The sequence below is a fragment of the Streptomyces sp. SDT5-1 genome (assembly GCF_052245995.1).
GTDB lineage: Bacteria > Actinomycetota > Actinomycetes > Streptomycetales > Streptomycetaceae > Streptomyces.
Window position 1 is genome coordinate 7,955,688 of record NZ_CM125963.1, and the last position, 25,034, is coordinate 7,980,721.

Genomic DNA, 25,034 nt, shown 5'->3' on the forward strand with positions numbered 1-25,034 from the left:
TCACGTTGAGGAGACTTCGCATGCCCGGCACCACGACCATGAACCGCCGCACCGCGCTCCGCTGGGGCGTGGGCGCGGGGCTCGGCGTCGCCGCTGCACCCCTGCTCGCGGCGTGCGGCGACGGCGGCACCGCCGCCAAGGCCGAGGCCAAGAGCGGCAAGCTGCTGCCGACCACCGCCGTCCGCAACATCGGCATCGAGGCCGACCTGCCCGGCACCACGGCCGGTGTGCCCGCCGCGTTCCTCACGTACCCCAAGGAGATGGCGCGGGCCACCAAGGGCACCCCGCTCAAGGGCGCCAAGAAGATCACGGCGGTCACCGAGACGTTCGCGCCGCTGCCGCCCGAGCGCGGCAAGAACGCCGCCTGGCGGGAGATCGAGAAGCTGCTCGGGACCCAGGTCGACTTCACGGCGGTGCCGGCCGACGACTACCCGGCGAAGTTCTCCACGATGGTCGCGGGCGACCAGCTGCCCGACATCTTCATGTACCCGGAGACCGGCGGCGTCGACAACAAGGCGGCCTTCCTCGCCTCCACCTGCGCCGACCTCACCCCGTACCTCGCGGGCGGCAAGGTCAAGCGGTACCCGAACCTCGCGGCGATCCCCGAGTACGCCTGGCAGGAGGCCATCTTCGGCGGCAAGCTCTACGGCATCCCCATCGCCCGCTCCGGCAGCGGCGGCGCGGGCTTCTACCGCGCGGACCTGTTCAAGAAGGCGGGCGTCGACAGCCTCGACGAGATCGACAGCCTGGAGCGGCTCGTCGAGCTGGCCAAGGAACTGACCGACCCCAAGAAGAAGCAGTACTTCTTCACGGGCGGTGCCACCAACCTGCTCGCCATGTCCGCCGGCGCCCAGCACTTCTGGCAGCACGACCCCAAGACCGGCAAATGGACGTACCAGCTGGAGGACGAGGCGTTCCGGCACGCCGTCGAGACCGCGGCCAAGCTCTACAAGGCGGGCTGCTTCTACCCCGGCACGGTACAGATGTCCGGCGCGCAGAAGGCCCAGTACACGGACCTGTTCAAGAACGGCAAGGCCGCCTACGTGTACGACGGCATGCCGGCCTACCTCACCACCGGCACCGGATACGTCGACGCCATGTCCGCCATCGACGCGTCCTTCGACGTCCGCCCCATGGTCCCGGTCGGCAAGGACGCCGTCGCCTGGAGCGACAACACCTCCCTGGAGAACTGCCACATCACCAAGGCGGGCAAGGCGCGCGTCGAGGAGCTCCTGAGGCTCGCCGACTTCGCCGCCGCGCCCTTCGGCTCCCTCGAGTACACCCTCATGAACTACGGCGTCGAAGGCATCGACTACAAGCGCGACAAGCGTGGCACCCCCGTCCTCACCAAGCAGGGCACGCAGGACGTCACCGTGCCGTGGACCAAGCTGGCCTCCGCCGCGCCCGCGTTCTTCAGCGCCACCCACCCCGAGGCGGCCCGCTACGCCCACGAGGCGTACACGAAGATCATCCCGATGCTCGTCGAGGACCCCACGCGCGGCTACACCTCGCCGACCTGGGACTCCAAGGGCCTCGGCAGCCTCTACACCATCCACCTCGACGGCGTGAAGGACCTCGTCACCGGCCGCAAGCCGCTCTCCTCGTACGACGCGCTGGTCAAGAAGTGGCGCAACGCGGGCGGCGACAAGTGCCGCGCCGAGTTCCAGCAGGCCGCCGAGCAGGGCGGCAAGAAGGGGGCCAAATGAGCACCGGAAGGCGCGCGTTCCTCGCCGCCGCCGCGGCCGTCCCGCTCCTGTCCGCCCCGGCCCGCGCGGCCGGATTCGATCCCCGGCCGGGCTCCGACGGCGTCGGCGACCCCCTGTTCCCGACCCTCGGAAACGGCGGATACCAGGTCGACCACTACGACCTGACCTTCGACTTCACCCCGGTCACCTACGACTTCACGGCGTCCGTGACGCTGCGCGCGCGGGCCACCCAGGACCTGTCGGCGTTCAACCTCGACACCGACGGACACACCATCGACGCCGTCACGGTCGAAGAACGCCCGGCCCGCACCGCCCTCAGCCTCGGCAAGTCGGGCCAGGAACTCACCGTCACCCCCGCCGTGCCCCTCCACAAAGGCAGCGCCTTCGCCACCACCGTCCGCTACCACGGCAACGGCAAGGCGCCACGCGCCGGACTCACCGGATGGCGCTTCGGGACGGACGGCGGCTTCGCCTCGGCCGTGCAGTCCTCCCGCGCCGACACCTTCCTGCCCTGCAATGACACGCCGTCCGACAAGGCGACCTGGACGTTCCACATCAGCGCGCCCGAGGGCTACGTCGCCGCCGCCAACGGCGAGCTGACCGGCAAGGACCGCCGCGCCGACGGCTCGACCGTGTGGCACTTCGCGCTGCGCGAGCGGATGCCCACCGAACTGCTCGGCATCGCCGTCGTCAAGGGCACGTACCTGTACGGGAGTTCGCACACCGGCCTGCCACTGCGGCACATCGTCCCGCAGGGGCGGGAGGACTTCTACGCGCCGATCGTCGACCGGACGCCGGACCATCTGGCCTGGCTGGAGGCGAAGTTCGGCCGCTACCCGTTCTCCGTCTACGGACTCCACATCTACGACGGGTACACCGACGCCCTCGAGAACTCGACGCTCACCCTGATGGGAACCAACTGGTTCAAGCCCGACGCGGCCGGCCACCCCACGTACGAGAACACCATGGTGCACGAGCTGACCCACCAGTGGTTCGGGGACAGTGTCACCCCGCACGACTGGCAACAGGCGTGGCTCAACGAAGGGCCCGCCGTGTACTACGCCGCCCTGTACGCGGAGGAGCGGGGCTGGTCGCGGATGGTCGACAAGATGAAGGCCACGTACGGGAAGCTCGACGCGATCCGCGCGAGCGACGGCCCTCCGGGGCTGCCCAAGGCGCTCGGCGGCACCAACATCTACGACGGTGGGGCCCTGGTGCTCTACGCGCTGCGGATGCGGGTGGGGGAGAAGGTGTTCGACCGGGTGATGGGGCTGTGGCCGCGTCGTTTCAAGGACCGGACCGTGACCAGCGAGGACTTCATCCGGCACGCCGTCGACGTGACGGGGGACCGGCGGATCGACCCGTTCCTGCGGGCGTGGCTGTTCGGGGCCGAGAACCCGCCGATGCCGGGCCACCCCGAGTGGTCGACCGGCTGAGCCACCCGATGCGCACGCCCGCCAGAGAGGAAGGACCCGTATGAGATCCGCCATCCGTACCACCGCCACGGCCGTGCTGTCCGCCGTGGCCCTCTCGATCACCTTGCTGTCCGCGCCCGCCCAGTCCGCCACCACGAAGACCCTGTACGCGGCGCCGCACGGCGCGGGCTCCGCGTGCGACCGTGCGCAGCCGTGCTCGCTGGAGGGTGCGCGCGACGCGGCGCGCGCCCTCGACGGCGACGTACGGGTCGAACTCGCCGACGGCACCTACGCGTTGAGCCGGCCGCTCCACCTCGGAGCGGAGGACTCCGGTGTCACCTGGGCCGCCGCGCCCGGCGCCCACCCGGTCCTCTCCGGAGGCCGCGCGCTCACCGGCTGGACCGCCAACGACGACGGCACCTGGACGGCGCGCGCACCGGAAGGTGTCACCCCGCGCCAGCTGTTCATCGACGGCGCCCGTGCCACCCGCGCACGGGGCGAGTCCTGCCCGGCCTCCGTGTGCGACGCCACCAAGTCCGGCATGACCGGCGCCGAGCGCACCGGCATCGACCGGTGGAAACGGCCCACCGACGCGGAAGCCGTCATCCGGGTGCGCTGGCGCAACTACCACTGCCGGATCGCGTCCGTCAGCGGCGACCTCATGACGTTCGCCCGACCCTGCTGGACCAACGCCTCATCGGGCACCGACAGGACAGGACCCGCCTGGGACACCACCACCGTCGACTCCAGCCGCTACGCGAAGGTGTCGTACTTCGAGAACGCGCGCGAACTGCTCGACGAGCCGGGCGAGTTCGTCTGGGACTCGGCCGCGCGCACCGTCACGTACCTGCCGCGCAAGGGCGAGAATCCGCGCACCTTCAAGGCGGTCACCCCCGCCACCGAAGGGCTGCTGACCCTCGACGGCGCCCGCGACGTCCGCCTGACCGGCATCGGCTTCACCTACGCCGCGTACCGGCAGGCGTCCACCGACGAGGGGTACGCGGGCACCCAAGCGGGGCTGACACTCACCGGAGCCACGGGGCCCGTCGACCACGCGGGCCGGTACTACACCAAGCCCGCCGCGGCGCTCACCGTACGGGGCGGCCGGAACGTCACCGTGGACGCCGCCTCCTTCACCCATCTCGGCGGCGCGGGCGTCATCTTCGAGCACGGCACGCAGGATTCCACGCTCACCCGCTCACGCTTCACCGACCTGTCCTCCGGCGCCGCCTACATCGGAGACACCGAACCCCTGCCGAGCGCCGAACTCACCGGCGCCCGCAACACGGTGTCGTACAACACCGTCCGGCACACCGGGGTCGAGTACACGGACGCCGTCGGCATCTGGGCCGGGTACGAGGTCGGCACCACCATCGACCACAACACGCTCGACGACCTGCCGTACTCCGGGATCTCCGTCGGCTGGGGCTGGAACCAGCCCGAGGCCCGCGATTCCGTCCTGCGCGACAACCGCATCACGAACAACCGGATCACCAACGCCATGCGCGTCGCCTTCGACCAGCACGACGGCGGAGCCATCTACACGCAGGGCGCCCAGCCCGGCACCGTCATCTCCGGGAACTACCTCAACCGCAGCGCGTACGGGAACACGGAACGCGACGGCAACGGCATCTACCTCGACGAACAGTCCAGCCACATCACCGTCACCCGCAACGTCCTCACCCGGCTCGGCTACAAGTGGGTCTCCAACTGGGCGGACTACGGCATCGACAACCACGCCACCGGCAACTGGACGGACACCGACGCCCCCGCCCTCGGCGGCACCGGCTCGACCATGACCGACAACCACACCAAGCTCGACCGCCTGCCCGCGGAGGCCCTGAAGGTGGCCGCGTCCGCGGGCGCCGACCCTCACGGCGCCGTCGAACAGCTCCGCCCCGACCTCGCCCGCACCGGCACCGCCACCCAGTCTTCCACGGACGGCACCGCCACGGCGTCCCGCGCCCTCGACGGCGACACCTCGACGGACACCCGCACCCAGTCCGAACCCCACGCATGGTGGCAACTCGACCTGGGCACGCCCCGCCACATCACCCAACTGGAAATATGGAACGACGCTTCGATGACGACAACCGACTTCACCGTCCACCTCTCCACGACCCCCGACTTCACCCCCGCGACCACAACCCACATCCCCACCAAGGCCCTCCGCCCCACGACCGTGAACACCAACACGAAGGCCCGCTACATCCGCATCCAACTCAATAACGCAGGCCGCGTGGGCCTGAGCCATGTGCTGGTGCATCCCTGAGCCACGCGGTTGCTTAAGGTCGACGCATGGATCACGAACCAATGCGCCGAGTCGCCGAGTTCCGCGAGGCATTCGACGGTGTCGCCGATGCGGGACGCCCCGAACTGGCGGAACATCGGCGAACCCTGCTCGCCGAGGAGTCGGCCGAGGCAGCCGATGCCCTTGACGATCTCGCGGTGGCCCTAAGGGAGGGCGGCGACCCGATCGCGGCGTACCGAGCGGTGGCCAAGGAACTCGCCGACGTCCTGTACGTCACGTACGGGGCCGCCGACGCGCTGGGCATCGACCTGCCGGCCGTCTTCTCCGAGGTCCACCGGTCGAACATGAGCAAGGTCGATGCGGACGGGCAGGTCCTGCGGCGTGAGGACGGCAAGGTGCTCAAGGGACCGGGGTACCGGCCGCCGGCCCTCGACGGCCTTGTGTCCTGGCCGGCGAGCGGCGGCTGAGCGTCTCACCGGGGCCGTGTGGTCGCGGCGGCGAGCGCTCGGGCGATGCCCGTGCCCAGTTCGACCGTCCGGCCCTCGTTGAAGGCGTGGGTGTAGGTCGTGGGGCCCAGGGATTGGCGGGTGGTGGTGGCGCAGGTGGTGTGGGCTGCCACTATGGCCGGGATGCCGGCCTGGGGCGGCCGAGGGTGGACCAGAGTTGGGCGGCGAGGCCGAGGAGCCAGGCCGCTTCGTGGGGGCGGTGCGTGGCGGAGCGGGCGAGGGCCTCCAGGGCCATGCCGGTGCCGACGCCGTCGCGCAGGCGGTGCTTGACGAGGAGCGCGGCGCGGGCGTGTTCGGCGGCGGCCTCGAAGTGGCCCAGGGCGAGTTCGGCGTGGGCGCGCACGAAGTCGCCCCAGGCCCGCATGCTGCGCTCGCCCGTCAGGTGGCAGGTGACGCTCAGTTCGTCCAGGCAGGTCATGGCCTCGAAGCGGCCCGCCGCGACGAGGGAGTGGGAGCGGAAGACCATGGCCGCCAGCGGATCGAGGGTGAGCGGCGCCTCGCGCCAGTCCGTGGCGAGCCGCTCCTCGGCCAGGGACACCGTCCGCTCCAGGTCGCCGCTCAGCGCCGCCACCCGCAGCTCGGTGGCCGCCGCCCAGTCGCGCTCCGTCTCGCCGTAGCGGGCCGCGAGGGCCGTGCACTCCGCTGAGCGGTCCTCGAGCGCGGGCAGATCGCCCAGGTAGACGAGGACCGGGCCCGACGCGTACAGGGCCTTGACCCGGGCGGGGGAGGGCGCGGTGTCCGTCGCCAGTGCCCGGTCCAGGTAGTGCCTGCCCTCCTTCACGAACCCGCAGCCGTACCAGAAGAACCAGAGCGCCGCCGTCATCTCCAGCGCCGTGTGGCCGTCGGCCTCGGCGAGGGTGTGCTCCAGGGCGGCGCGCAGGTTGTCGTGCTCGGCGGCCATCCGGTCGTACCAGGCGAACTGGTCGGGCCCGATCCACGCCGCGTCGCCCTCGTGCGCCAGCGCCAAGTAGTGGTCGCGGTGGCGGCGGCGCAGGGTGTCGGTCTCGCCGATGCCGCGCAGCCAGTGCGCCCCGTACTCGCGGATGGTGTCGAGCATCCGGTACCGGTCCTCGGTGCCGGACGGCCGCCAGATGAGGATCGACTTCTCCTTCAGCGTGTGCAGCACGGCGGGCACCTCCTCGCCCGGCAGCAGGCGGTCGGCGCAGACCCGCACGGCCGTCTCCGTGTCGAAACCGCCCGCGAACACCGAAAGGCGCGCCCACAGCAGCCGCTCGGCCGGTGTGCACAGTTGATGGCTCCAGCCGATCGCCGTGCGCAACGCCTGATGCCACGGCGGGTCGGCGTCGGTGGCGATGCCGTCGGTGTCACCGAGGACGGCGAAGCGGTCGTCGAGGAGTGAGGTCAGTTCCCGTACCGGCAGCTCGCGAAGCCGGGCCGCGGCCAGTTCGATCGCCAGCGGCAGCCCGTCGAGCCGCCGGCACAGCCGCACCAGCTCGGCCCGTTCGGCGCCGGTCGCCGCGAACCCGGGCACGGCCTCCGCCGCGCGCAGCGTCAGCAGGGCCAGCGCGTCCGCCGTCCCCGCCGGGTCCGAACCCCGGTCGTCGGCCTCGGGCACCGGCAGCGGATCGATCGTCAGGACGCGCTCCTCCACCGCGTTCAGGACGCGGCGGCTCGTGACGAGGATCCGCAGCCCCGGTGCCGCCCGCAGCAGCGCCTCGGTGAGGAGCGCGCAGTCGTCGGCCAGGTGCTCGCAGGTGTCGAGGACGAGCAGCAGTTCCCGCTCGGCGAGGTACTCCACCAGCACATCGAGCATCGGCCGGGTCGTCTGGTCGGCCAGCGGCAGCGCCTCGGCGATGACATGCGCCAGCAACTCGCCCTGGTCGCGCAGCGGCGACAGCTCCACCAGCCACGCGCCGTCGCGGAACCGGGGCTGGAGCGCGAGCGCCGCGGTGAGCGCGACCCGCGTCTTCCCCACACCGCCCACACCGGTCAGCGTCACCAGCCGCGCGGGCGCCCGCAGCGCGGGTCCCGTGAGCAGCCGCTCGATCTCGGCGACCTCGGCCTCCCGGCCCACCGTCCCCGTGCGCGCCCGGGGCAGATTCCCCACCAGGTGCCGTCCACGCGGCTCCCGACGCCGCCGCATCGCCGCCACAAACGTCGCCCCCTCGGCCCGGCCCTCGCCTGCCGCGAGTCCTCGGTACGAAGCCTGCAGCAGAGCCCTGCGCCACGTGACCGCCGCCGCGGAACCGACCGCATCTGCCGCACCGTAAACCGTCCCGCACCGCCAACGACCGGTTACGGCCGGGTGGATGCGGTTTCCGTACGTCCACCCGCACGACCGCCGTACGACCGCCCGTACGACCACCGGAGACGTCGCCCCGCCCCGGGAACGTACCCGCGCCTCTTAAGACGTCATTTCAGTTGGCGTGATCTTGGACATCGGAACCACGCACCGAAGGGGCAGTCCCGAGCCCCAAGCGATCCCGTGTGATCCGGCACGGTCTGCCGTGCGACGCATACAGCCAGTGTGCTGTCAATGGGCACGCGGAGTGGCGCGCTGGTACAGGCTGCCACTTTCGATACCCGTAGTGGGGCGGGGTACCGGGGCCGAGGAGGGACATCGTTGTGGAAGAGCCACGTGGAGGGCGGCGAGTGGGAAACCTCACCGGCCCGCTCACAGGGACGGTGGGCCGAACGGCGGAAGTGGCGGAGATCCAGCGGATGTTCCTCGGCCCCTCGTTGCAGGCGCCGGCGCGGTTGGTGACGCTGACCGGGGTCGGCGGGGTGGGCAAGACCCGGGTGGCGCTGGAGGCCGCCGCCGCGCTCCAGCCCCGGTTCCGCGACGGCGCATGGCTGGTGGAGCTGTCGCCGCTGCGCGAACAGAGCGCGCTGCTCGCGCATGTTATCGCCGAAACGCTGCCGCTGGCCGACCAGACCACACGACCGATGACCGACATCCTGGCGGAGTACCTGGCCGAGCGCGAACTGCTGCTCGTCCTCGACACCTGCGAGCACCTGGCCGACGACTGCGCGCTCCTCACCGAGGTCCTGCTGAGCGCCGCGCCGGGGCTGCGGATCCTCGTCACCAGCCGCCGCGTTCTGAACGCGGCCAACGAACAGGTACTCGCCATCGAGCCACTGCCCGTACCCGACGCCGACGACGCACGGGCCGCCGCGTCGGACGCGGTGGCCCTGCTGACCTTGCGCGCCACCGAGGCACGGCCCGGCTTCACCGTCACCGACGCCGAGCGTGCGGACCTGGTGCGGCTGTGCCGGCGCCTGGACGGGCTGCCGCTGGCCATTGAGCTGGCCGCGGCCCGGCTGCGCGATCTGCCGGTGGCGGAACTGAACGCCCGCCTCGACGACCGGTTCGCCGTCCTCGGTAACACCGACGGCATCGCCACCGACGCCGATCCGCCGTGGCATCAGGCGTTGCGCACGGCGATCGGCTGGAGCCACCAACTGTGCACCCCCGCCGAACGTCTCCTGTGGGCCAGGCTCTCGGTCTTTGCCGGCGGTTTCGACACCGACACCGCCCGGCAGGTCTGCGCCGACCCGCATCTCCCCGGCCCGCGGATCCCCGCCGTGCTGAACGCGCTGCGGGACAAGTCGATCCTGAACTGGCAGCCCACCGGCGGCGGCGAGCGCTACGGCATGCTCGACACCATCCGTGAGTTCGGCGGCCACTGGCTGCGCGCGCTGGGCGAGACGGACCTGCTGCGGCACCGCCATCTGGACCACTATCTGGCGCTGGCCCAACGCGGCGACAGTGCCTGGCTGGGACCCGACCAGTACGCCTGGAGCGGTCGCCTGACGACAGAGCTCGACAACGTGCGTACCGCCCTGGAGTTCGGTCTGGACCGGCCGGCAGGGCGGGCCGCCACGGAGCTGTCCGGGGCACTGTGGTTCTTCTGGCACTGCTGTGGATTCACCAGGGAGGGGCTTCACTACCTGGAGCGGGCCCTGGCCCGGGACACCGAACGGAGCCGGGCGCGTGCCCGTGTGCTGTGGGTCTGCTCGCTGGTCCTGTCGACCCTGGGGGACACGCGGTCGGCCGAGGCCCGGGCCGTGGAAAGTGCCGACGTGGCCGCGTACCTGGGGGACACCGAGGCAGCGGCCGAGGCGCGGGCCATGGCCGCCTTCGCCGCAGTGATCAGCGGCGACACCCAGCGTGCCCAGGAGCTGGCGCGGGGCCTGTTCGAAGCACACCGGTGCGAGGATGGACTGGCCCACCCGGTCCTGGCGTCCGCCCTGTTCCTCGGCCACGCGCACACCCTCGACAACGAGATCGAGAAGGCCGTCGTCGTCCTTGAGCACCTGCGCGCCGACTGCGAGCGGTACGGCGAGATATGGATGCGGGCCTATGCCGAGTATCTGCTCGCCCGGGCTGATCTGGCCCGAGGACACCACACGGCAGCGCACCACCGCGGGCAAGCGATCCTGGAGGTCAAGCAGCGGCTGAACGACCGCTTGGGCGTGGCCATGTGCCTGGACCTGCTCGCCGCCGCCACAGCCGCCGCGGGCCTCGGCGAGCGCGCCGCCCGCCTGCTCGGCCTGGCCCAGCAGTTGTGGGACACGCTGGGCCGGCCGCAGCTCGGGATGCCCGCATGGGTCGCCGCTCGGGAACTGAGCGAGAAGCAGGCCCGTGCAGCCATCGGTAACCACCTCTACGAAACTGCCTACGAGACAGGGCGTGCGGCCACGTGGGACGCAGGGATGACATACGCCCTTGGTTAGACACCAATTCACTTGGTCAGTCTGCGGTGACATATGAGGGTTGCGGCGATGGCAGTGAAGGCCAGGAAGTGTTCCGGCTTGCGCTCGTAGCGGCGGTGCAGGCGCCGGCAGCCAGACAGCCAGGACACGGTCCGCTCCACGACCCAGCGGTGTCGCCCCAGGTGCTGGGACGACTCGATGCCCTTGCGGGCGAGGCGGTGCCGAATGCCGCGGGATGCCATGGACCAGTGGGATGAGGGCCTGGCTGTCGTGGAGGTTGACGGCGGAGATGCCGACACCCCGAAGCCGGGTGGCAGTTGGTTCCAGGTGCAGCCCGAGGTGGCCATGAAGATGATCGCGGCGAGCACCTCGCGGTCTCCGCGCCGGCGATGGCCTCCACCCTGTGGGCGAACCGGTGCCGGCGGCACCGCTCGCTGGAACAACTCCCACAAGTCTTCCGGCGCCATCCGCTCGACAAGCGCAGCAGTCATCGCCCCAGACTGCCGCAAGATCAGGCCAACTGAAATGACGTCTAAGAGGTCGTTTTCCTCTTAGAGGCGCCGATATCTGGTGTTTTAGCCATAGCGGCGGTCTGATGCTGGTGGGGCTGGAAAGGCGTATGTGGGGGTCGGGGCGTGTGATGTGGCGTCCGGGACGGGAGGCATCCTGCGCCTGTCTCATTCCAGGACGCCCCGGTCTGTTCCGTGCTTCCACCGGGCCGGCTGCACGCCTGGGCGCACGCCCCGATACGGCGGTACGCCGACGTCATGGCCGATCGTCGTGCGTATCCGAGTGACCTGTCCGATGCCCGCTGGGAGTTGATCGATCCGGTGCTGGCCGCCTGGCGCTTCGAGCGCCGCGGCCGGGCCCTGGACTTCGGCCGACCGCCCCGGCACGATCTGCGCGAGATCATGAACGCGATCCTGTATGTGGACCGCACCGGCTGCCAGTGGGCCTATCTCCCGCACGACTTCCCGCCCTGGCAGTCGGTCTACGGCTACTTCGCCCACTGGCAGAAGGACGGCATCTTCGCGCAGCTGAACGGGCTGCTGCGGGAGTTGGTGCGTCAGCAGGAGGGCAAAGACCGGCATCCTTCGGCCTGCATCGTCGACGCGCAGAGCGTGAAGACCTCCACCTCGGTGCCCGCCACGAGCCAGGGCATCGACGCCGGCAAGAAGATAGCCGGGCGCAAGCGCAGCATCATCACCGACACCCTCGGACTGCTCCTGGCCGTGCTGGTCACCGCGGCCAGCGTGCAGGATTCCGCCGCCGGCCGCACCCTGCTCGAACAGGCCGCCACCGACCACCCCGGTCTGCGCAAGGCGTGGGTCGACGGCGGCTACCGCAAGCACTTTGTCGAGCATGCCGCCACCCTCGGCATCGACCTCGAAATCGTTCAACGCCCGCCCGGGGCCAGAGGTTTCACCCCAATCCCGAAACGCTGGGCGGTCGAGCGGACCTACGGCTGGCTGATGCTGCACCGCCGCCTGACCCGTGACTACGAAACCCTGCCCGCCCGCTCCGAAGCCATGATCCACCTCGCCATGACCGACCTGATGGCCCGCCGCCTCACCAACGAGAGCACCATCTCCTGGCGCGACCCGACACCAGTACATCAAAGCCGCATTCCGGGATGAAACAAGAGGATGAAACGACCTCTAAGAGGTCGTTTTCCTCTTAGAGGCGCCGATATCTGGTGTTTTAGCCATAGCGGCGGTCTGATGCTGGTGGGGCTGGAAAGGCGTATGTGGGGGTCGGGGCGTGTGATGTGGCGTCCGGGACGGGAGGCATCCTGCGCCTGTCTCATTCCAGGACGCCCCGGTCTGTTCCGTGCTTCCACCGGGCCGGCTGCACGCCTGGGCGCACGCCCCGATACGGCGGTACGCCGACGTCATGGCCGATCGTCGTGCGTATCCGAGTGACCTGTCCGATGCCCGCTGGGAGTTGATCGATCCGGTGCTGGCCGCCTGGCGCTTCGAGCGCCGCGGCCGGGCCCTGGACTTCGGCCGACCGCCCCGGCACGATCTGCGCGAGATCATGAACGCGATCCTGTATGTGGACCGCACCGGCTGCCAGTGGGCCTATCTCCCGCACGACTTCCCGCCCTGGCAGTCGGTCTACGGCTACTTCGCCCACTGGCAGAAGGACGGCATCTTCGCGCAGCTGAACGGGCTGCTGCGGGAGTTGGTGCGTCAGCAGGAGGGCAAAGACCGGCATCCTTCGGCCTGCATCGTCGACGCGCAGAGCGTGAAGACCTCCACCTCGGTGCCCGCCACGAGCCAGGGCATCGACGCCGGCAAGAAGATAGCCGGGCGCAAGCGCAGCATCATCACCGACACCCTCGGACTGCTCCTGGCCGTGCTGGTCACCGCGGCCAGCGTGCAGGATTCCGCCGCCGGCCGCACCCTGCTCGAACAGGCCGCCACCGACCACCCCGGTCTGCGCAAGGCGTGGGTCGACGGCGGCTACCGCAAGCACTTTGTCGAGCATGCCGCCACCCTCGGCATCGACCTCGAAATCGTTCAACGCCCGCCCGGGGCCAGAGGTTTCACCCCAATCCCGAAACGCTGGGCGGTCGAGCGGACCTACGGCTGGCTGATGCTGCACCGCCGCCTGACCCGTGACTACGAAACCCTGCCCGCCCGCTCCGAAGCCATGATCCACCTCGCCATGACCGACCTGATGGCCCGCCGCCTCACCAACGAGAGCACCATCTCCTGGCGCGACCCGACACCAGTACATCAAAGCCGCATTCCGGGATGAAACAAGAGGATGAAACGACCTCTAAGCTGGTCGGGTGACGGACAAGAGATGCGGCCACTGCGGCACCGGCGGACTGGAAGACGGCTTCATCGAGGACGCGGGCGAGCACTCCCGCGGCTACGCGCGCTGGATCGAGGGCGCGTTGGAGCGCGGCCTCTTCGGCGGAGCCAAGCGGATGGGCCGGCCCCGACGGCGTATCCAGGCGCTGCGCTGTCCCAAGTGCGGGCACCTCGAACTGTTCGCCATCGACCAGGTCTAGCCTCAGCCACAGCCGGGTGCGGCGCCAGTCAGCTCCCACGCCGCGATGTCCCCGTAGCGCCTGGGCACCGGCCCGTTGCCCGGCGTGCTGCCCACCAGATGCAGGCGGTGCGAACGCCACCGGCGGCCCGCGAAGCCGTCGAGGGCGTCCGCCGCCGCGGGCACCGACACCGTGTCGTGGCGCCGGGCGCGGGCCAGCGTCAGATGCGGGCGCAGCCGCCGCTCGGGAAAGTCGACCCCGCAGGCCCTGACCTGCTTGCGCACCGCCTCCGCCAGCTCGTGCAGAGCGGCCAGCTCGCCCTCGACGCCGCTCCACAGCACCCGTTCGTCGAAGTGCCCGCCGCCGTGCAACGCCAGTTCGGGGGAGGGCAGTACCGCCGCGAGGGCCGCGAGCGGCGAACGCAGCGCGTGGACGGACTCCACGGTCTGCTCGCCCAGGAACGCCAGCGTGATGTGCCAGTCCTCGATGCGGTTCTCCCGCAGCCGCGGATGCGCCGCGTAGATCGGTTCGAGGGCCCAGGCCAGTTCCTCCTTCGCGTCGTCGGGCGGGGCGAGGGCGATGAACGCGCGCAGGGTTCCGGTTCGTTCGTTCACGGGTGCTTTCGTGGATCGGGGGATGGAAGGTCGGAGGGGGAGGGGCTCACTCCAGGATCTGCACGTACCCGTCGGCCCCGTGCACCCGGATCCGCTGCCCGTCCCGGATCAGGCGCGTGGCCCGGTGGACGCCCACGACCGCCGGAAGCCCGTACTCCCGTGCGATCACCGCGCCGTGCGTCATCAGGCCGCCCACCTCGGTGACCAGACCGGCGACGGCGACGAACAGCGGCGACCAACTGGGGTCCGTGTAGGCCGTGACGAGGATGTCGCCCGCCTCCAGGTCGGCGTCCGCCATGTCGAGGACGACGCGCGCCCGCCCCTCGACGGTCCCCGCGGACACCGGAAGCCCGACCAGCGCGCCGTCGGGCACGTCCGCGCGCCGGTACGACCCGTTGAGGGCCTCGCCGTCGGAGGTCAGCACGCGCGGCGGCGTGAGCGCCTGGTGCGTGCGGAAGTCGTCCTTGCGGCGCCGCAGCAGCCGCTCGTCGACCTGCCGCGTGCGGACGACGTCGCGCAGTTCGTGGAACGTCAGGTAGTGGATGTCGTCCCGGTCGGCCAGCACCCCGGCCGCCACCAGCCGCTCGGCCTCCGCCGTCAGCGCCTGCTTGTAGAGGAAGTACCGGCTGATGACGGCGTACTTGGGGTACTCGCGGTAGCCGATGAAGGTGCGGACCCGTTCGACGGTCCGCCGTGTCTCCTCGGCCTTCGCGTCCCCGTCGGGCAGGGCGCGCAGCCGGGCCAGCACGTCCGCCTCCTTCGCGCGCGCCTTCTCCAGGCCCTCCGTGAACCGCCGCCGCGCGGCGCCGGGTTCGAAGTTCCGTACGTTGTCGAGGATCACCGGCGCGAGCGTGGTGGGGCGTTCGCTCCAGCGCGGGCGCGTGATGTCGATCTCGCCGACGCACCGCATCCCGTACCGCTCCAGGTACCCCTCGACGGCGGCGCGCGCCTCCGGTCCGCCCGCCCGCTTCGCCAGTTCGTCGAGGAAGTCCTCGTCCGTGACGTGCTCGGCGTCGCGCAGGAACGACACCACCTCCGGATGCGGGCGGATCGCGTCGGCCACGTCGAGGAGCGCGAGGCCCATCTCGGAGGTGACATTGCCGGGGGCGGACAGGGTGAGGGTGTCGGCGGCGTTCTTCTCGCCCAGCCATTCGTACAGCTTGTCGTTGAGCCACCACGTGGCCTCCATACCGGCCATGACGACCCGCATGCTCTGCCGGTCGCCAAGGGCCCGCTTGTGCTCCTCGAAGGCGTCGAGGAGGAAGTCGAAGAGAGCCGGTCCGGTCTTCGTCCGGATCTCTTCGCGCAGCGTCTCGATGGACCGACGGCTGCGCTCGACGAGTTCCGTGACGATCGCCGGATCGGTCTCAAGGGGCGTGGGAGGGCCACCGGATGGCGGTCCCGCGGGCTCCGTATCGGGGTGGGTCGGGACGAAGTCGCCCCGGTCGAGGACGGTTTCGAGCGCGTCCCTGAACAACGGGTCGCCCCGGCCCACGACGTCGAGCAGGGCCGCCCGACCGCTGGGCGTCGAAAGGCGTGGGGTGGCGTCGACGAAGAGGCGGCCGCCCGCGGTGTGCATCGGCGCCATGGCCGTCAGCTGCCACACGGAGATGCCGAGCGGTTTCATCGCGTCGGTCATCATCTGCTGGTGACCGACCGAGAGATACACGTGGTTGTCCCGGTCGTCGCGCTCGGGTACGGGGAACAGCGTCGTGATCGGGCGGCTCTGCACCACCTGGAAGTCTCCGTCCGCGAGACACCATTCGATGTCCTGCGGCCTCCCGAAGCGCGCCTCGATGCGCCGGCCGAGCTCCACCAGGCGCAGCACCTGCGCGTCGGTGAGCGCGGGCAGTTCCCGCCGCCCCGGCTCGACGTCCACCTCGCGGGTGCCGCCACCGGGTACCGCGCGCAGGGCGCGTTCCTTGACGGCGACGGTCCGTTCGACGATCGCGCCGTCGCGCACCCGGTACACGTCCGGGTTGACCAGCCCCGACACCAGGGCCTCGCCGAGCCCGAACCCGGCGTCGACCGTCGCGGTTCCGCGGTGGCCCGTCACCGGGTCCGCCGTGAAGAGCACGCCCGCCGCGTCCGGCGCGACCATCCGCTGCACGACCACGGCCATGTCGACCGCACGGTGGTCGATGCCGGCGCGCTGCCGGTAGGCGACGGCCCGTTCGGAGAAGAGCGAGGCCCAGCACCGGGTGATGTGACGCAGCACGGCCTCGGGGCCGACGACATTGAGGTACGTGTCCTGCTGACCGGCGAAGGAGGCCGTCGGCAGGTCCTCCGCGGTCGCGCTGGAGCGGACGGCGCAGGGCGTCCGCAGCTCGCCGAGGTCATCGAGCGCGCGACGGACACCGGCCGCGAGGTCGTCCGGCACCTCGACCCCCTCGACGAACCGGCGGACCTCCGCGCTCAGCGCGCCGATCGCCTCCCGGTCGTCCGGATCCGCGCCCGCCAGCTCGTCGAGCAGCGCGCCGAACCCCGGGGCCCGCGCCACCACCCGCCGGAACGCCTGCGTCGTCACGCAGAACCCGTCCGGCACCCGGACACCCTCGACGCCGGACAGCGCACCCAAGTGCGCTCCCTTGCCGCCGACCAGCGCGATCCGACTCCCGTCGACGTCCCGCAGACCCAGTACGTCCTGCTCGCTCACTGCGCTGCCTCCCGGGCGGCCGACGGTTCATGAAACACGAAGTAGGGATTATGACTGCTGGTCCGGTGCGTGGTGCAGGACCGCGCGTCCTACGCCTCCATCGCCGCCCGCCGCACATGCTCCGCGAGCGCCTCGACCGCCGGTGCCACCGCGCCGTCCGTGACACCCCACGCCAGCAGATGGCGGCGATGGGCCCACGGGTCCTCCAGCGCGCACACGTCCAGGGCGTGGCGCGGGTCGAGGGCGCGGCGCGGCACGACCGCGAGACCGACCCCGGCGGCGGCCAGGGACACCAGGGCGTTCAGATCGGCGACCGTCGTGCGGTGGCGCACCACCGGGGCGTGCGGGCCGAGCCGCTTCTCCATCCAGCGGCGCAGCGAGGACCCGGCGTCGAGGCCGACGAGGGGATGCTCGGCGACCTCGCTGTACGTGAGGGTGTCGCGCCCGGCGAGGACGCCCCCGGGCTGCCCGATGACCACGAGCGAGTCGTCGCCCAGCGGCTCCGTGCGCAGTCCACTGGCGCGGGCCTCGTCGGCGATGACGACGCCCAGGTCCGCCTCGCCGTCGGCGAGCCTGCGCATGGTGCGCGGCGTGCGGCTCTCGGAAACCGTGACGTCGGTGTCCGGGTGGGCGCGCAAGAACGACACGAGGGCCTGCGGCACGAGCCGGTGCACCGCGGATCCGCCGCCCAGCAGCGTCAGTCGGGCGTTGGGGGAGCGGGTGTAACTGGCGACGGCGCTGTCGAGCCGCGCGGTCCGGTCGAGTACGTCGCGGGCGTGCCGGGCCAGGGTCGAGCCCGCCGGAGTCGGTCGTACACCCCGGCGCCCGCGCACCAGGAGCGTGACTCCCGCATGGTGTTCCAGGGCGCGCACCCGGGCGCTGGCGGAGGGCAGGCTCAGATGCATGTGCCGGGCGCCCGCGGTGATGGAGCCCTCCGTGACGACGTGGAGGAAGAGCCGCAGGTCGTCGAGGTCGTAGCGCACCCGCTCAGCCTATGGCACAGCCTTAGGCTGGGAACGTCGATTCCGCATTGTGGAGCCGATCGTCCGCGCGCGATCCTCTCCGGGTGATGGAGTCCTTGCTTGTCCTGCTGGCCGGTGTCGCGGCCGGAGCCCTGAACGCGGTCGGCGGTGGCGGAACCTTCGTGGCGCTGCCCGCGCTCGTCGCCGTCGGCCTGCCGCCGGTGGTCGCGAACGCGGTGTCGCGCGTCGCGCTCGTGCCCGGCGCGGTGACCAGCGCGTGGGTGTACCGCCGCGAGCTCGACCCCGTAGGGCCCACCTCCACACGGGCGTTGACGGTGACGAGCGTGGTGGGCGGAGCGGTCGGCGCGGGCCTGCTCCTGGTGCTTCCCGCCGCGTCGTTCGAGGCCGCGGTGCCGTGGCTGCTCGCGTTCGCGACGCTGGTCCTCGCGTTCGGCCGGCATGTCTCCGGCGCGCTGACCCGGGCGCTCGGCAGGCCGGTCGGCATGAGCGCGCGGGCCCTCCTGGTCGGCCAGTTCCTCCTCGGTGTGTACGGCGGTTACTTCGGCGGGGCCGTAGGCATCCTGATGCTGGCGCTGTGGGGGATCGGCTTCGGCGTCGACGCCGCGGCGGGCAATCCGATGCGGGTGACGCAGCTCGCCGCCATGTACCTCAGCGCGACGGTCCTCTTCCTCCTCGCCTCGGACGCCCTGAAGGCCCCGCTCCTGCTCACGGCGATGCTCGTCGGCGCCGTGGCGGGCGGCTTCGCCGGGGCCCATCTGGCCCGCCGCCTCCCGGCCCGCGTGCTGCGCGCCGTACTGCTGACGACGGCCACGACCACGACGGTGCTGTACTTCCTGCGCGGCTGATCGCAAGCGAGAGGCCTCATGGTCAACACACCGGGCGTTCGATAGAAACACCCCATGGACCTCGGACCCACCACCACGACCTACGGCACGGTCGACGTGTTCGTCGACGAGCGCAACGGCGCCTACCCGGGCGCCAATTCGCTGCTGGTGCGCGGCACGGACGCCTCGCTGGTCGTCGACCCCTCGCTGGCGCTCGTGGGCGCCGCGCCGCCCGCCGACCTCGTCCTCGTGAGCCACGCCCACGAGGACCACATCGCGGGACTCGGCGGCTACGACGTGCCGGTGCACGTGCACCACGGCGACCTCGACGCGCTGCGCTCCCGGCCCGCCCTGATCTCCGCGCTCGGCCTGCCCCCGGAGTCGTACGACGAGGTGGACCGGATGATGCGGGACGAGTTCCACGTCGAAGGGCGCCCGGACGCCCAGGGGTTCGACGACGGGGCCGTGTTCGACCTCGGCGGCAGGACCGTCACCGTCGTGCACCTGCCCGGACACACCGCCGGGCACTGCGGATTCCTGGTCGAACCGGACGGCTTCCTGTTCGTCGCGGACATCGACCTGACCTCCTTCGGCCCGTACTACGGAGACGTGGGCAGCAGCCTCGTCGAGTTCGAGGCGTCGATGCGGCGCTGCGCGGAGATCGACGCGCGCTGGTACGGGACCGCCCACCAGAAGGGTGTGATCGAGGGCGCCGCCGAGTTCGGACGCCGGCTCGACGCCTACGCCGCCGTGGTGGAGAAGCGGGACGCCGAGCTGCTCGCCTTCCTGAGCGAGCCGCGGACCGTGGACGAGATCGCCGACCACCGCCTGGTGTACCGGCCCCACGTACAGGGCCCGCACATCCGCCCCGTCGAACTGCGCACAGCCCAACGGCACGTGGAGCGGCTGCGCGGGCAGGGCCGGGTCGAGGAGGTGGCGACGGGCCGCTTCCGCGTCGCGTGATGACGCGGAGGGCCGGGAGGGCCGCCGCCCCGTGCTCCCCGGCCGCTCAGACCAGCGCCGCGGCGAGCAGGGCGAACGCGACGACGAGCACGGCCACCCGGACGTAGTGGTAGCGGTCCCAGCGGTGCATCTGCTCCTTCCAGTCGGCGGGCCGGTTCTCCGCCGTCCAGTTCTTGCCCCGGTTGTTGATCGGGACGAGCAGCAGGATCGACATGACGATGCTGAGGAGCAGCAGCGCGCCCGCGCCGACGAGCAGACCGGTGCCCGCGTCCCCCCACGCGAAGCCGGTCCAGATCCCGAGCAGGACCAGCGATCCGATGTACCAGAACGGCATCGCGGCCCCGAGCATCCGTCCGCCGTGGGAGCGGGCCTGCTGATTGGCGTCGTCGGGAAGACCGCTGAAGATCGGGTTCATGACGAAGGCGACGGAGAACTCGACGCCGACCATGACGCCGATGGCGACGGTGGTGAAGACCTCAAGTGCGTTGAGCATGATGACCCCCTCCTGAGAAAAATCTAGCGGCGCTAGATCGTGTGGCAACGCTAGCGCTGCTGCCGCTCGATTGTCTAGCGGTGCTAGCATCGGGGCATGTCGGTACAGGAACGCAAGGAGCGCGAGCGGGCGAGCCGCGAGCGCCTCATCGTGGCGACGGCCCGCGAACTCGCCGAGCAGCAGGGCTGGGACGCGGTCACCACGCGCCGCCTCGCCGAGCGCATCGAGTACAGCCAGCCCGTCCTCTACAGCCACTTCCGGGGCAAGCGCGAGATCATCGGTGCCGTCGCGCTGGAGGGCGCCGCCGAGCTGGCCGTGGCGCTGCGGGCCGCGACCGCGGCCGAGGACACGCCGCGCGCCCGGGTCACCGCACTCGGCCGCGCCTATCTCGACTTCGCCGAACGCCAACCGGCGGTCTACGACGCCGTGTTCCGCCTCGACGGCGGCCTCGCCTTCGCCCGGGACGACACCCCGGAGCCGCTGAAGGACGCCTTCGCCGCGCTGATGGAGTGCCTGGGCGAGGTCGCGGGCGAGGGGGTTCATCCGGGCCTGTTCACCGAGGTGTTCTGGGCCTCCCTGCACGGGCTCGCGACCCTGTCTCGCGCGGGCCGGCAGCCCCCGGAGTATGCAGAGCAGCGCCTCGACCTCCTGGTGGACCGGCTCGCGGTGGTGTGAGACGGGGCGTGGAACCGCCGAAGGGCTCCCTCCGGAAAATTCCCCCGAGAAAAGTTCCCCGGCGATGTCGAGAACCGCGGATCGGCTCCGTCCCCGTGGTGAACGCGACCAGAATGGGTCGCACGAGGACCAAGGAGAACGATCATGGCGAAGTACCTGCTGCTGAAGCACTACCGCGGCGCCCCTGCTCCGGTGAACGACGTGTGCATGGACCAGTGGACGCCCGAGGAGGTCTCGGCCCACATGCAGTACATGCGGGACTTCGCCGAGCGCCTCACGAAGACCGGCGAGTTCGTCGACGGCCAGGCCCTCGCCCCCGAGGGCACCTGGGTCCGCTACGACGGCGAGGGCCGGCCGCCGGTCACCGACGGGCCGTTCGCCGAGACCAAGGACCTCATCGCCGGCTGGATGGTGATCGACGTCGACAGCTACGAGCGGGCCGTCGAACTCGCGGGCGAGCTGTCCGCCGCTCCGGGCGCGGGCGGCAAGCCGATCCACGAGTGGCTGGAGCTGCGCCCGTTCATGGTCGAGCCGCCCACCATCTCCGAGTGACACCATCCATGGACGAGGTCCTGCTCAGGAGCCTCACGCCGAGCGTCCTCACCGTCCTCGTCCGCCGCGGAGCAGACTTCGCGGCGGCCGAGGACGCCGTGCAGGACGCCCTCGTCGAGGCCCTGCGCGCCTGGCCCGCCGACCCGCCGCGCGACGCCAAGGGGTGGCTGGTCACCGTCGCCTGGCGCAAGTTCCTCGACGCCACCCGCTCCGAGGCCGCCCGCCGCCGGCGCGAGGAACGCGTCGACGAGGAACCCGCGCCCGGACCCGCCCCCTCGGCCGACGACACCCTCCAGCTCTACTTCCTGTGCGCCCACCCCTCCCTGACCCCGGCCTCCGCCGTCGCCCTCACCCTGCGCGCCGTCGGCGGCCTCACCACCCGCCAGATCGCCGACGCGTACCTGGTGCCCGAGGCGACCATGGCGCAGCGCATCAGCCGCGCCAAGCGCACCGTGTCCGGCGTGCGCCTCGACCGTCCCGGCGACGTCGGCACCGTGCTGCGCGTCCTCTACCTCGTCTTCAACGAGGGCTACTCCGGGGACGTGGACCTGGCCGCCGAGGCCGTCCGCCTCACCCGGCAGCTCGCCGCCGCCATCGACCACCCCGAGGTGGCCGGGCTGCTCGCGCTCATGCTGCTCCACCACGCCCGGCGCTCCGCCAGGACCGCGCCCGACGGCAGCCTGGTGCCGCTTGCCGAGCAGGACCGGAGCCGCTGGGACACCCGGCTGATCGCCGAGGGCGTCGGCATCCTGCAGACCGCCCTCTCCCGCGACAGGCTGGGGGAGTACCAGGCACAGGCCGCCATCGCCGCGCTGCACGCCGACGCTCCGACTGCCGCCGAGACGGACTGGGTGCAGATCGTCGAGTGGTACGACGAGCTGGCCCACCTCACAGACAGCCCGGTCGTCCGCCTCAACCGCGCGGTCGCCGTGGGAGAGGCCGACGGCCCGCACGCGGGGCTCGCCGCGCTCGCCGAACTGGACGACTCGCTGCCCCGCCACACCGCCGTCGCCGCCCACCTCCACGAACGCGCGGGCGACCTCGCCACGGCGGCCCGCCTCTACGCCGAGGCCGCCCACCACGCCCCCAACCTGGCCGAACGCGCCCACCTGACCCGCCAGGCGGCCCGCCTCAACACCCGTGAACACCGCACCGACGACGGCTGAACCCCACGGGCCGACGTGCCCAGCGTGTGAAGACGGCCGGGGAGTCCGGTGCAGTTCGTCAACGCGACGCCATACGGCAGAACATGGCGGAACGTGTCTCGTTACCCCTACCGAGACCGGCTGCGGCACCTGTCGCGTGATGAGCGTACGGGGGAGTGCACACCCCGCAGCCGGACTCACCCCCACACCGGCCGGCCCCGCTTCCTCGAACCGAGCGGGGCCGGTCGTCCGTGTGTCAGCGGGTGCGCGCCGGTTTCGTATACGAAGGTCAGGGCGCGGTCGGCCCGTCGTTCAGCGTCGAGCGGGGCGCCGGGGCCGAAGTGATCGTGCGGTACGCGGCGCGCGCGTGCGTCACACGGGCCCAGAGGGTGCCGGCCAGTGTGGCGGTGAGCAGGCACGTCAGCCAGACCGTGTCGCGGTGGCTGATCCAGCTGAGGGTGCCTGCGGGCGGTATCGCGAAGCCGTTGAGGAACAGCCAGCACAGCACCGCCGTGCCGGGGGCCGCCGTGAACCGGGCGCAGAAGCCGAGGCCCGCCGCGAGCACGGACAACGCGGAGAGGGCGAGCCAGGGACGGCCGGGGCCGAGCAGCGTGTTCACGAGCGCCACGAGCAGCAGCGCGGTGCCACCGGTCACCACCCACACCAGCGGCGTGGCCACGGGCTGGGGGACGGGACGCGGACCCGGCCCCGTCCGCAGGGGCACCCAATTGATCACGCGCACGCTTCCTTCCGGGGGTCGGCCGGGGCTCATTCTCCCCCACCGCCCCGCGCGCCCGGAAGCCCGTGGATCGCCGGCCGGAATCGGAATCCACGCGTCATTTGTGCCGGTTGAGGAACGTCCGTCATCCGGATGCCCCTGGTCAAGGGGTTTACATGCGCGTAACACTTACCCCTGTCCCCCGCACGGCAATGGCGCCGCGCGCTCATCGAACGACCGGACCCGAGCGAGCCGCACCCGCAGGGAGATGGCGACTGCCGAGCCCGAAAGGCTTTCAGTGACGACGCGATCCAATACGCAGGACATCCTCGGCACCCTCCTTGCCGAGATCGAACACCGCAATCCGGCGCAGCCCGAGTTCCACCAGGCCGTGCACGAGGTCCTCGAGACCCTCGCCCCGGTGCTCCAGGCCCGTCCCGAGTACGCCGAGGCCGGACTGGTCGAGCGGCTGTGCGAGCCCGAGCGGCAGGTCATGTTCCGGGTGCCGTGGCAGGACGACCACGGCCGGGTCCACGTCAACCGCGGCTTCCGCGTGGAGTTCAACAGCGCGCTCGGCCCGTACAAGGGCGGCCTGCGCTTCCACTCGTCGGTCAACCTCGGCGTCATCAAGTTCCTCGGCTTCGAGCAGATCTTCAAGAACGCGCTGACCGGGCTCGGCATCGGCGGCGGCAAGGGCGGCAGCGACTTCGACCCGCACGGGCGCAGCGACGCCGAGGTCATGCGGTTCTGCCAGTCGTTCATGACCGAGCTGTACCGGCACATCGGTGAGCACACGGACGTGCCCGCGGGCGACATCGGCGTGGGCGGCCGCGAGATCGGCTACCTCTTCGGCCAGTACCGGCGCATCACCAACCGCTGGGAGGCCGGCGTCCTCACCGGCAAGGGCCGGGGCTGGGGCGGCTCGCTGATCCGGCCGGAGGCGACCGGGTACGGCAACGTGCTGTTCGCCGAGGCGATGCTGCGCGAGCGTGGCGAGGACCTGGAGGGCCAGACCGCCGTCGTGTCCGGCTCGGGCAACGTCGCGATCTACAGCATCGAGAAGCTCCAGGCTCTCGGTGCCAACCCGGTGACCTGCTCCGACTCGTCCGGATACGTCGTCGACGAGAAGGGCATCGACCTCGACCTGCTCAAGCAGATCAAGGAGGTCGAGCGCGGTCGCGTCGACGAGTACGCCGCACGGCGCGGCTCCTCCGCCCGGTTCGTCGCGGGCGGCAGTGTCTGGGACGTCGCCGGCGATGTCGCGCTGCCGTCGGCCACGCAGAACGAGCTGGACGAGAACGCCGCCGCCGCGCTGATCAGCAACGGCGTGAAGGCGGTCTCCGAGGGCGCCAACATGCCGACGACCCCCGAGGCCGTGCACCTGTTCCAGAAGGCAGGCGTCGCCTTCGGTCCCGGCAAGGCGGCGAACGCGGGCGGCGTCGCGGTCAGCGCCCTGGAGATGGCGCAGAACCACGCCCGTACGTCGTGGACCGCCCAGCGGGTCGAGGACGAGCTGGCGCACATCATGAAGGACATCCACGCCACCTGCCACGAGACCGCCGAGCGCTACGGCGCCCCCGGCGACTACGTGACGGGCGCGAACATCGCGGGCTTCGAGCGGGTCGCCGACGCGATGCTGGCGCAGGGCGTCATCTGATCGTTCACGGCTGAGGTCACCTGGAGCGGTGGGGAGGGGCGGCGCGTGCCGTCCCTCCCCACCGCTTTGCACCCCTTCCGATTCATACGCTGATGCCGGTAAAGTCCCTTTAGGGACTTTCGGTCCTTACGTATGACATATGTGATCCGCGACGCTTGTCCCTGGAGGACTGCGAAAGGGGGGTCCACCAGGGAGGTC

The 25,034-nt window shown here is 71.2% G+C and carries 21 protein-coding genes and 2 pseudogenes; 14 read left to right on the forward strand and 9 right to left on the reverse strand.

Annotation, left to right across the window (positions count from 1 at the left end; genetic code table 11):
• Positions 1-20 precede the first annotated feature (20 nt).
• The 4 genes from ACTWJ8_RS36660 to ACTWJ8_RS36675 are packed head-to-tail and all read left to right on the forward strand — an operon-like array spanning position 21 to position 5,839.
• The gene (locus ACTWJ8_RS36660; protein ID WP_443261789.1) at positions 21-1,706 is read left to right on the forward strand and encodes an extracellular solute-binding protein; all 1,686 of its coding nucleotides are present in this window, start codon (positions 21-23) and stop codon (positions 1,704-1,706) included.
• Entirely contained in the window at positions 1,703-3,142 is a 1,440-nt protein-coding gene (locus ACTWJ8_RS36665) for a M1 family metallopeptidase (protein WP_443261790.1), read from the forward strand. The genes ACTWJ8_RS36660 and ACTWJ8_RS36665 overlap by 4 nt, the downstream gene beginning before the upstream one ends.
• A gap of 40 nt (positions 3,143-3,182) precedes the next feature.
• The gene (locus ACTWJ8_RS36670) at positions 3,183-5,393 is read left to right on the forward strand and encodes a discoidin domain-containing protein (RefSeq protein ID WP_443261791.1); all 2,211 of its coding nucleotides are present in this window, start codon (positions 3,183-3,185) and stop codon (positions 5,391-5,393) included.
• A gap of 26 nt (positions 5,394-5,419) precedes the next feature.
• Positions 5,420-5,839, forward strand: a complete 420-nt coding sequence (locus ACTWJ8_RS36675) for a hypothetical protein (protein ID WP_443261792.1) — start codon at positions 5,420-5,422, stop codon at positions 5,837-5,839.
• A 5-nt stretch (positions 5,840-5,844) separates the two neighbouring features.
• On the opposite strand, the gene ACTWJ8_RS36680 is transcribed toward ACTWJ8_RS36675, so the two are convergent.
• Positions 5,845-5,991 carry a hypothetical protein gene (locus ACTWJ8_RS36680; protein WP_443261793.1) on the reverse strand — a complete coding sequence of 49 codons (147 nt, stop codon included), beginning with the start codon at positions 5,989-5,991 and terminating at the stop codon, positions 5,845-5,847.
• The gene (locus ACTWJ8_RS36685; protein WP_443261795.1) at positions 5,991-7,946 is read right to left on the reverse strand and encodes an ATP-binding protein; all 1,956 of its coding nucleotides are present in this window, start codon (positions 7,944-7,946) and stop codon (positions 5,991-5,993) included. Before ACTWJ8_RS36685 ends, ACTWJ8_RS36680 begins: the two co-directional genes overlap by 1 nt.
• Positions 7,947-8,491: 545 nt before the next feature.
• Here ACTWJ8_RS36685 and ACTWJ8_RS36690 point away from each other — a divergent pair.
• Positions 8,492-10,576, forward strand: coding sequence for an ATP-binding protein (locus tag ACTWJ8_RS36690; RefSeq protein ID WP_443261796.1), 2,085 nt, complete (start codon positions 8,492-8,494; stop codon positions 10,574-10,576).
• Between the two features lie 8 nt (positions 10,577-10,584).
• On the opposite strand, the pseudogene ACTWJ8_RS36695 reads toward ACTWJ8_RS36690, so the two are convergent.
• Both ACTWJ8_RS36695 and ACTWJ8_RS36700 read right to left on the reverse strand, forming a co-directional pair.
• Positions 10,585-10,791, reverse strand: a pseudogene (locus tag ACTWJ8_RS36695) (transposase); the annotation flags it as partial.
• Positions 10,792-10,854: 63 nt separating this feature from the next.
• Positions 10,855-11,046, reverse strand: a pseudogene (locus tag ACTWJ8_RS36700) (transposase); the annotation flags it as partial.
• Positions 11,047-11,322: 276 nt separating this feature from the next.
• On the opposite strand from ACTWJ8_RS36700, the gene ACTWJ8_RS36705 reads away from it, so the two are divergent.
• The 3 genes from ACTWJ8_RS36705 to ACTWJ8_RS36715 all read left to right on the forward strand — a co-directional run bounded on the left by ACTWJ8_RS36705 (position 11,323) and on the right by ACTWJ8_RS36715 (position 13,577).
• Entirely contained in the window at positions 11,323-12,192 is an 870-nt protein-coding gene (locus ACTWJ8_RS36705) for an IS5 family transposase (protein ID WP_443261798.1), read from the forward strand.
• Between the two features lie 256 nt (positions 12,193-12,448).
• Positions 12,449-13,318 (forward strand): IS5 family transposase, encoded by an 870-nt coding sequence (locus tag ACTWJ8_RS36710; protein ID WP_443261798.1) that lies wholly within the window; start codon positions 12,449-12,451, stop codon positions 13,316-13,318.
• 34 nt (positions 13,319-13,352) lie between these two features.
• Positions 13,353-13,577, forward strand: coding sequence for a hypothetical protein (locus ACTWJ8_RS36715; RefSeq protein ID WP_443261800.1), 225 nt, complete (start codon positions 13,353-13,355; stop codon positions 13,575-13,577).
• A gap of 2 nt (positions 13,578-13,579) precedes the next feature.
• Here the strand turns inward: ACTWJ8_RS36715 and thpR are convergent, their stop codons facing one another.
• From thpR to ACTWJ8_RS36730, 3 genes are all read right to left on the reverse strand, one after another.
• On the reverse strand, positions 13,580-14,170 hold the full coding sequence (thpR, locus tag ACTWJ8_RS36720; RefSeq protein ID WP_443261801.1) for an RNA 2',3'-cyclic phosphodiesterase: 591 nt from the start codon (positions 14,168-14,170) through the stop codon (positions 13,580-13,582).
• A gap of 46 nt (positions 14,171-14,216) precedes the next feature.
• Entirely contained in the window at positions 14,217-16,826 is a 2,610-nt protein-coding gene (gene rph, locus ACTWJ8_RS36725; protein WP_443261803.1) for a rifamycin-inactivating phosphotransferase, read from the reverse strand.
• A gap of 89 nt (positions 16,827-16,915) precedes the next feature.
• Entirely contained in the window at positions 16,916-17,809 is an 894-nt protein-coding gene (locus ACTWJ8_RS36730; protein ID WP_443261804.1) for a LysR family transcriptional regulator, read from the reverse strand.
• Positions 17,810-17,892: 83 nt separating this feature from the next.
• Here ACTWJ8_RS36730 and ACTWJ8_RS36735 point away from each other — a divergent pair, with 83 nt between their 5' ends.
• Together ACTWJ8_RS36735 and ACTWJ8_RS36740 are read left to right on the forward strand one after the other, a co-directional pair.
• The gene (locus ACTWJ8_RS36735; protein ID WP_443261805.1) at positions 17,893-18,654 is read left to right on the forward strand and encodes a sulfite exporter TauE/SafE family protein; all 762 of its coding nucleotides are present in this window, start codon (positions 17,893-17,895) and stop codon (positions 18,652-18,654) included.
• A 54-nt stretch (positions 18,655-18,708) separates the two neighbouring features.
• Positions 18,709-19,596: an MBL fold metallo-hydrolase gene (locus ACTWJ8_RS36740; protein ID WP_443261806.1), complete on the forward strand. Its 888-nt coding sequence runs from the start codon at positions 18,709-18,711 to the stop codon at positions 19,594-19,596.
• A gap of 46 nt (positions 19,597-19,642) precedes the next feature.
• Here the strand turns inward: ACTWJ8_RS36740 and ACTWJ8_RS36745 are convergent, their stop codons facing one another.
• Positions 19,643-20,089 carry an anthrone oxygenase family protein gene (locus ACTWJ8_RS36745; RefSeq protein ID WP_443261807.1) on the reverse strand — a complete coding sequence of 149 codons (447 nt, stop codon included), beginning with the start codon at positions 20,087-20,089 and terminating at the stop codon, positions 19,643-19,645.
• 96 nt (positions 20,090-20,185) lie between these two features.
• Here ACTWJ8_RS36745 and ACTWJ8_RS36750 point away from each other — a divergent pair, with 96 nt between their 5' ends.
• From ACTWJ8_RS36750 to ACTWJ8_RS36760, 3 genes are all read left to right on the forward strand, one after another.
• A complete protein-coding gene (locus ACTWJ8_RS36750) occupies positions 20,186-20,764 on the forward strand; it encodes a TetR/AcrR family transcriptional regulator (RefSeq protein ID WP_356372823.1) in 579 nt (192 codons plus the stop codon).
• Positions 20,765-20,908: 144 nt separating this feature from the next.
• On the forward strand, positions 20,909-21,316 hold the full coding sequence (locus ACTWJ8_RS36755) for a YciI family protein (protein WP_356372822.1): 408 nt from the start codon (positions 20,909-20,911) through the stop codon (positions 21,314-21,316).
• Between the two features lie 8 nt (positions 21,317-21,324).
• Positions 21,325-22,482 carry an RNA polymerase sigma factor gene (locus ACTWJ8_RS36760; RefSeq protein ID WP_356373838.1) on the forward strand — a complete coding sequence of 386 codons (1,158 nt, stop codon included), beginning with the start codon at positions 21,325-21,327 and terminating at the stop codon, positions 22,480-22,482.
• A gap of 268 nt (positions 22,483-22,750) precedes the next feature.
• Here ACTWJ8_RS36760 and ACTWJ8_RS36765 read toward each other — a convergent pair whose 3' ends face one another.
• Positions 22,751-23,197, reverse strand: coding sequence for a hypothetical protein (locus tag ACTWJ8_RS36765; protein WP_356372821.1), 447 nt, complete (start codon positions 23,195-23,197; stop codon positions 22,751-22,753).
• A 280-nt stretch (positions 23,198-23,477) separates the two neighbouring features.
• Here ACTWJ8_RS36765 and gdhA point away from each other — a divergent pair, with 280 nt between their 5' ends.
• Positions 23,478-24,836: an NADP-specific glutamate dehydrogenase gene (gene gdhA, locus ACTWJ8_RS36770; RefSeq protein ID WP_443261808.1), complete on the forward strand. Its 1,359-nt coding sequence runs from the start codon at positions 23,478-23,480 to the stop codon at positions 24,834-24,836.
• Positions 24,837-25,034 lie beyond the last annotated feature (198 nt).

What these genes read in the sequence shown, in the direction of transcription:
- ACTWJ8_RS36745 (WP_443261807.1), bottom strand. Translation starts at nt 20,089, where the DNA reads ATGCTCAACGCACTTGAGGTCTTCACCACCGTCGCCATCGGCGTCATG.
- ACTWJ8_RS36755 (WP_356372822.1), top strand. Translation starts at nt 20,909, where the DNA reads ATGGCGAAGTACCTGCTGCTGAAGCACTACCGCGGCGCCCCTGCTCCG.
- ACTWJ8_RS36660 (WP_443261789.1), top strand. Translation starts at nt 21, where the DNA reads ATGCCCGGCACCACGACCATGAACCGCCGCACCGCGCTCCGCTGGGGC.
- ACTWJ8_RS36760 (WP_356373838.1), top strand. Translation starts at nt 21,325, where the DNA reads ATGGACGAGGTCCTGCTCAGGAGCCTCACGCCGAGCGTCCTCACCGTC.
- ACTWJ8_RS36710 (WP_443261798.1), top strand. Translation starts at nt 12,449, where the DNA reads ATGGCCGATCGTCGTGCGTATCCGAGTGACCTGTCCGATGCCCGCTGG.
- ACTWJ8_RS36675 (WP_443261792.1), top strand. Translation starts at nt 5,420, where the DNA reads ATGGATCACGAACCAATGCGCCGAGTCGCCGAGTTCCGCGAGGCATTC.
- ACTWJ8_RS36750 (WP_356372823.1), top strand. Translation starts at nt 20,186, where the DNA reads ATGTCGGTACAGGAACGCAAGGAGCGCGAGCGGGCGAGCCGCGAGCGC.
- ACTWJ8_RS36665 (WP_443261790.1), top strand. Translation starts at nt 1,703, where the DNA reads ATGAGCACCGGAAGGCGCGCGTTCCTCGCCGCCGCCGCGGCCGTCCCG.
- ACTWJ8_RS36670 (WP_443261791.1), top strand. Translation starts at nt 3,183, where the DNA reads ATGAGATCCGCCATCCGTACCACCGCCACGGCCGTGCTGTCCGCCGTG.
- ACTWJ8_RS36705 (WP_443261798.1), top strand. Translation starts at nt 11,323, where the DNA reads ATGGCCGATCGTCGTGCGTATCCGAGTGACCTGTCCGATGCCCGCTGG.
- ACTWJ8_RS36740 (WP_443261806.1), top strand. Translation starts at nt 18,709, where the DNA reads ATGGACCTCGGACCCACCACCACGACCTACGGCACGGTCGACGTGTTC.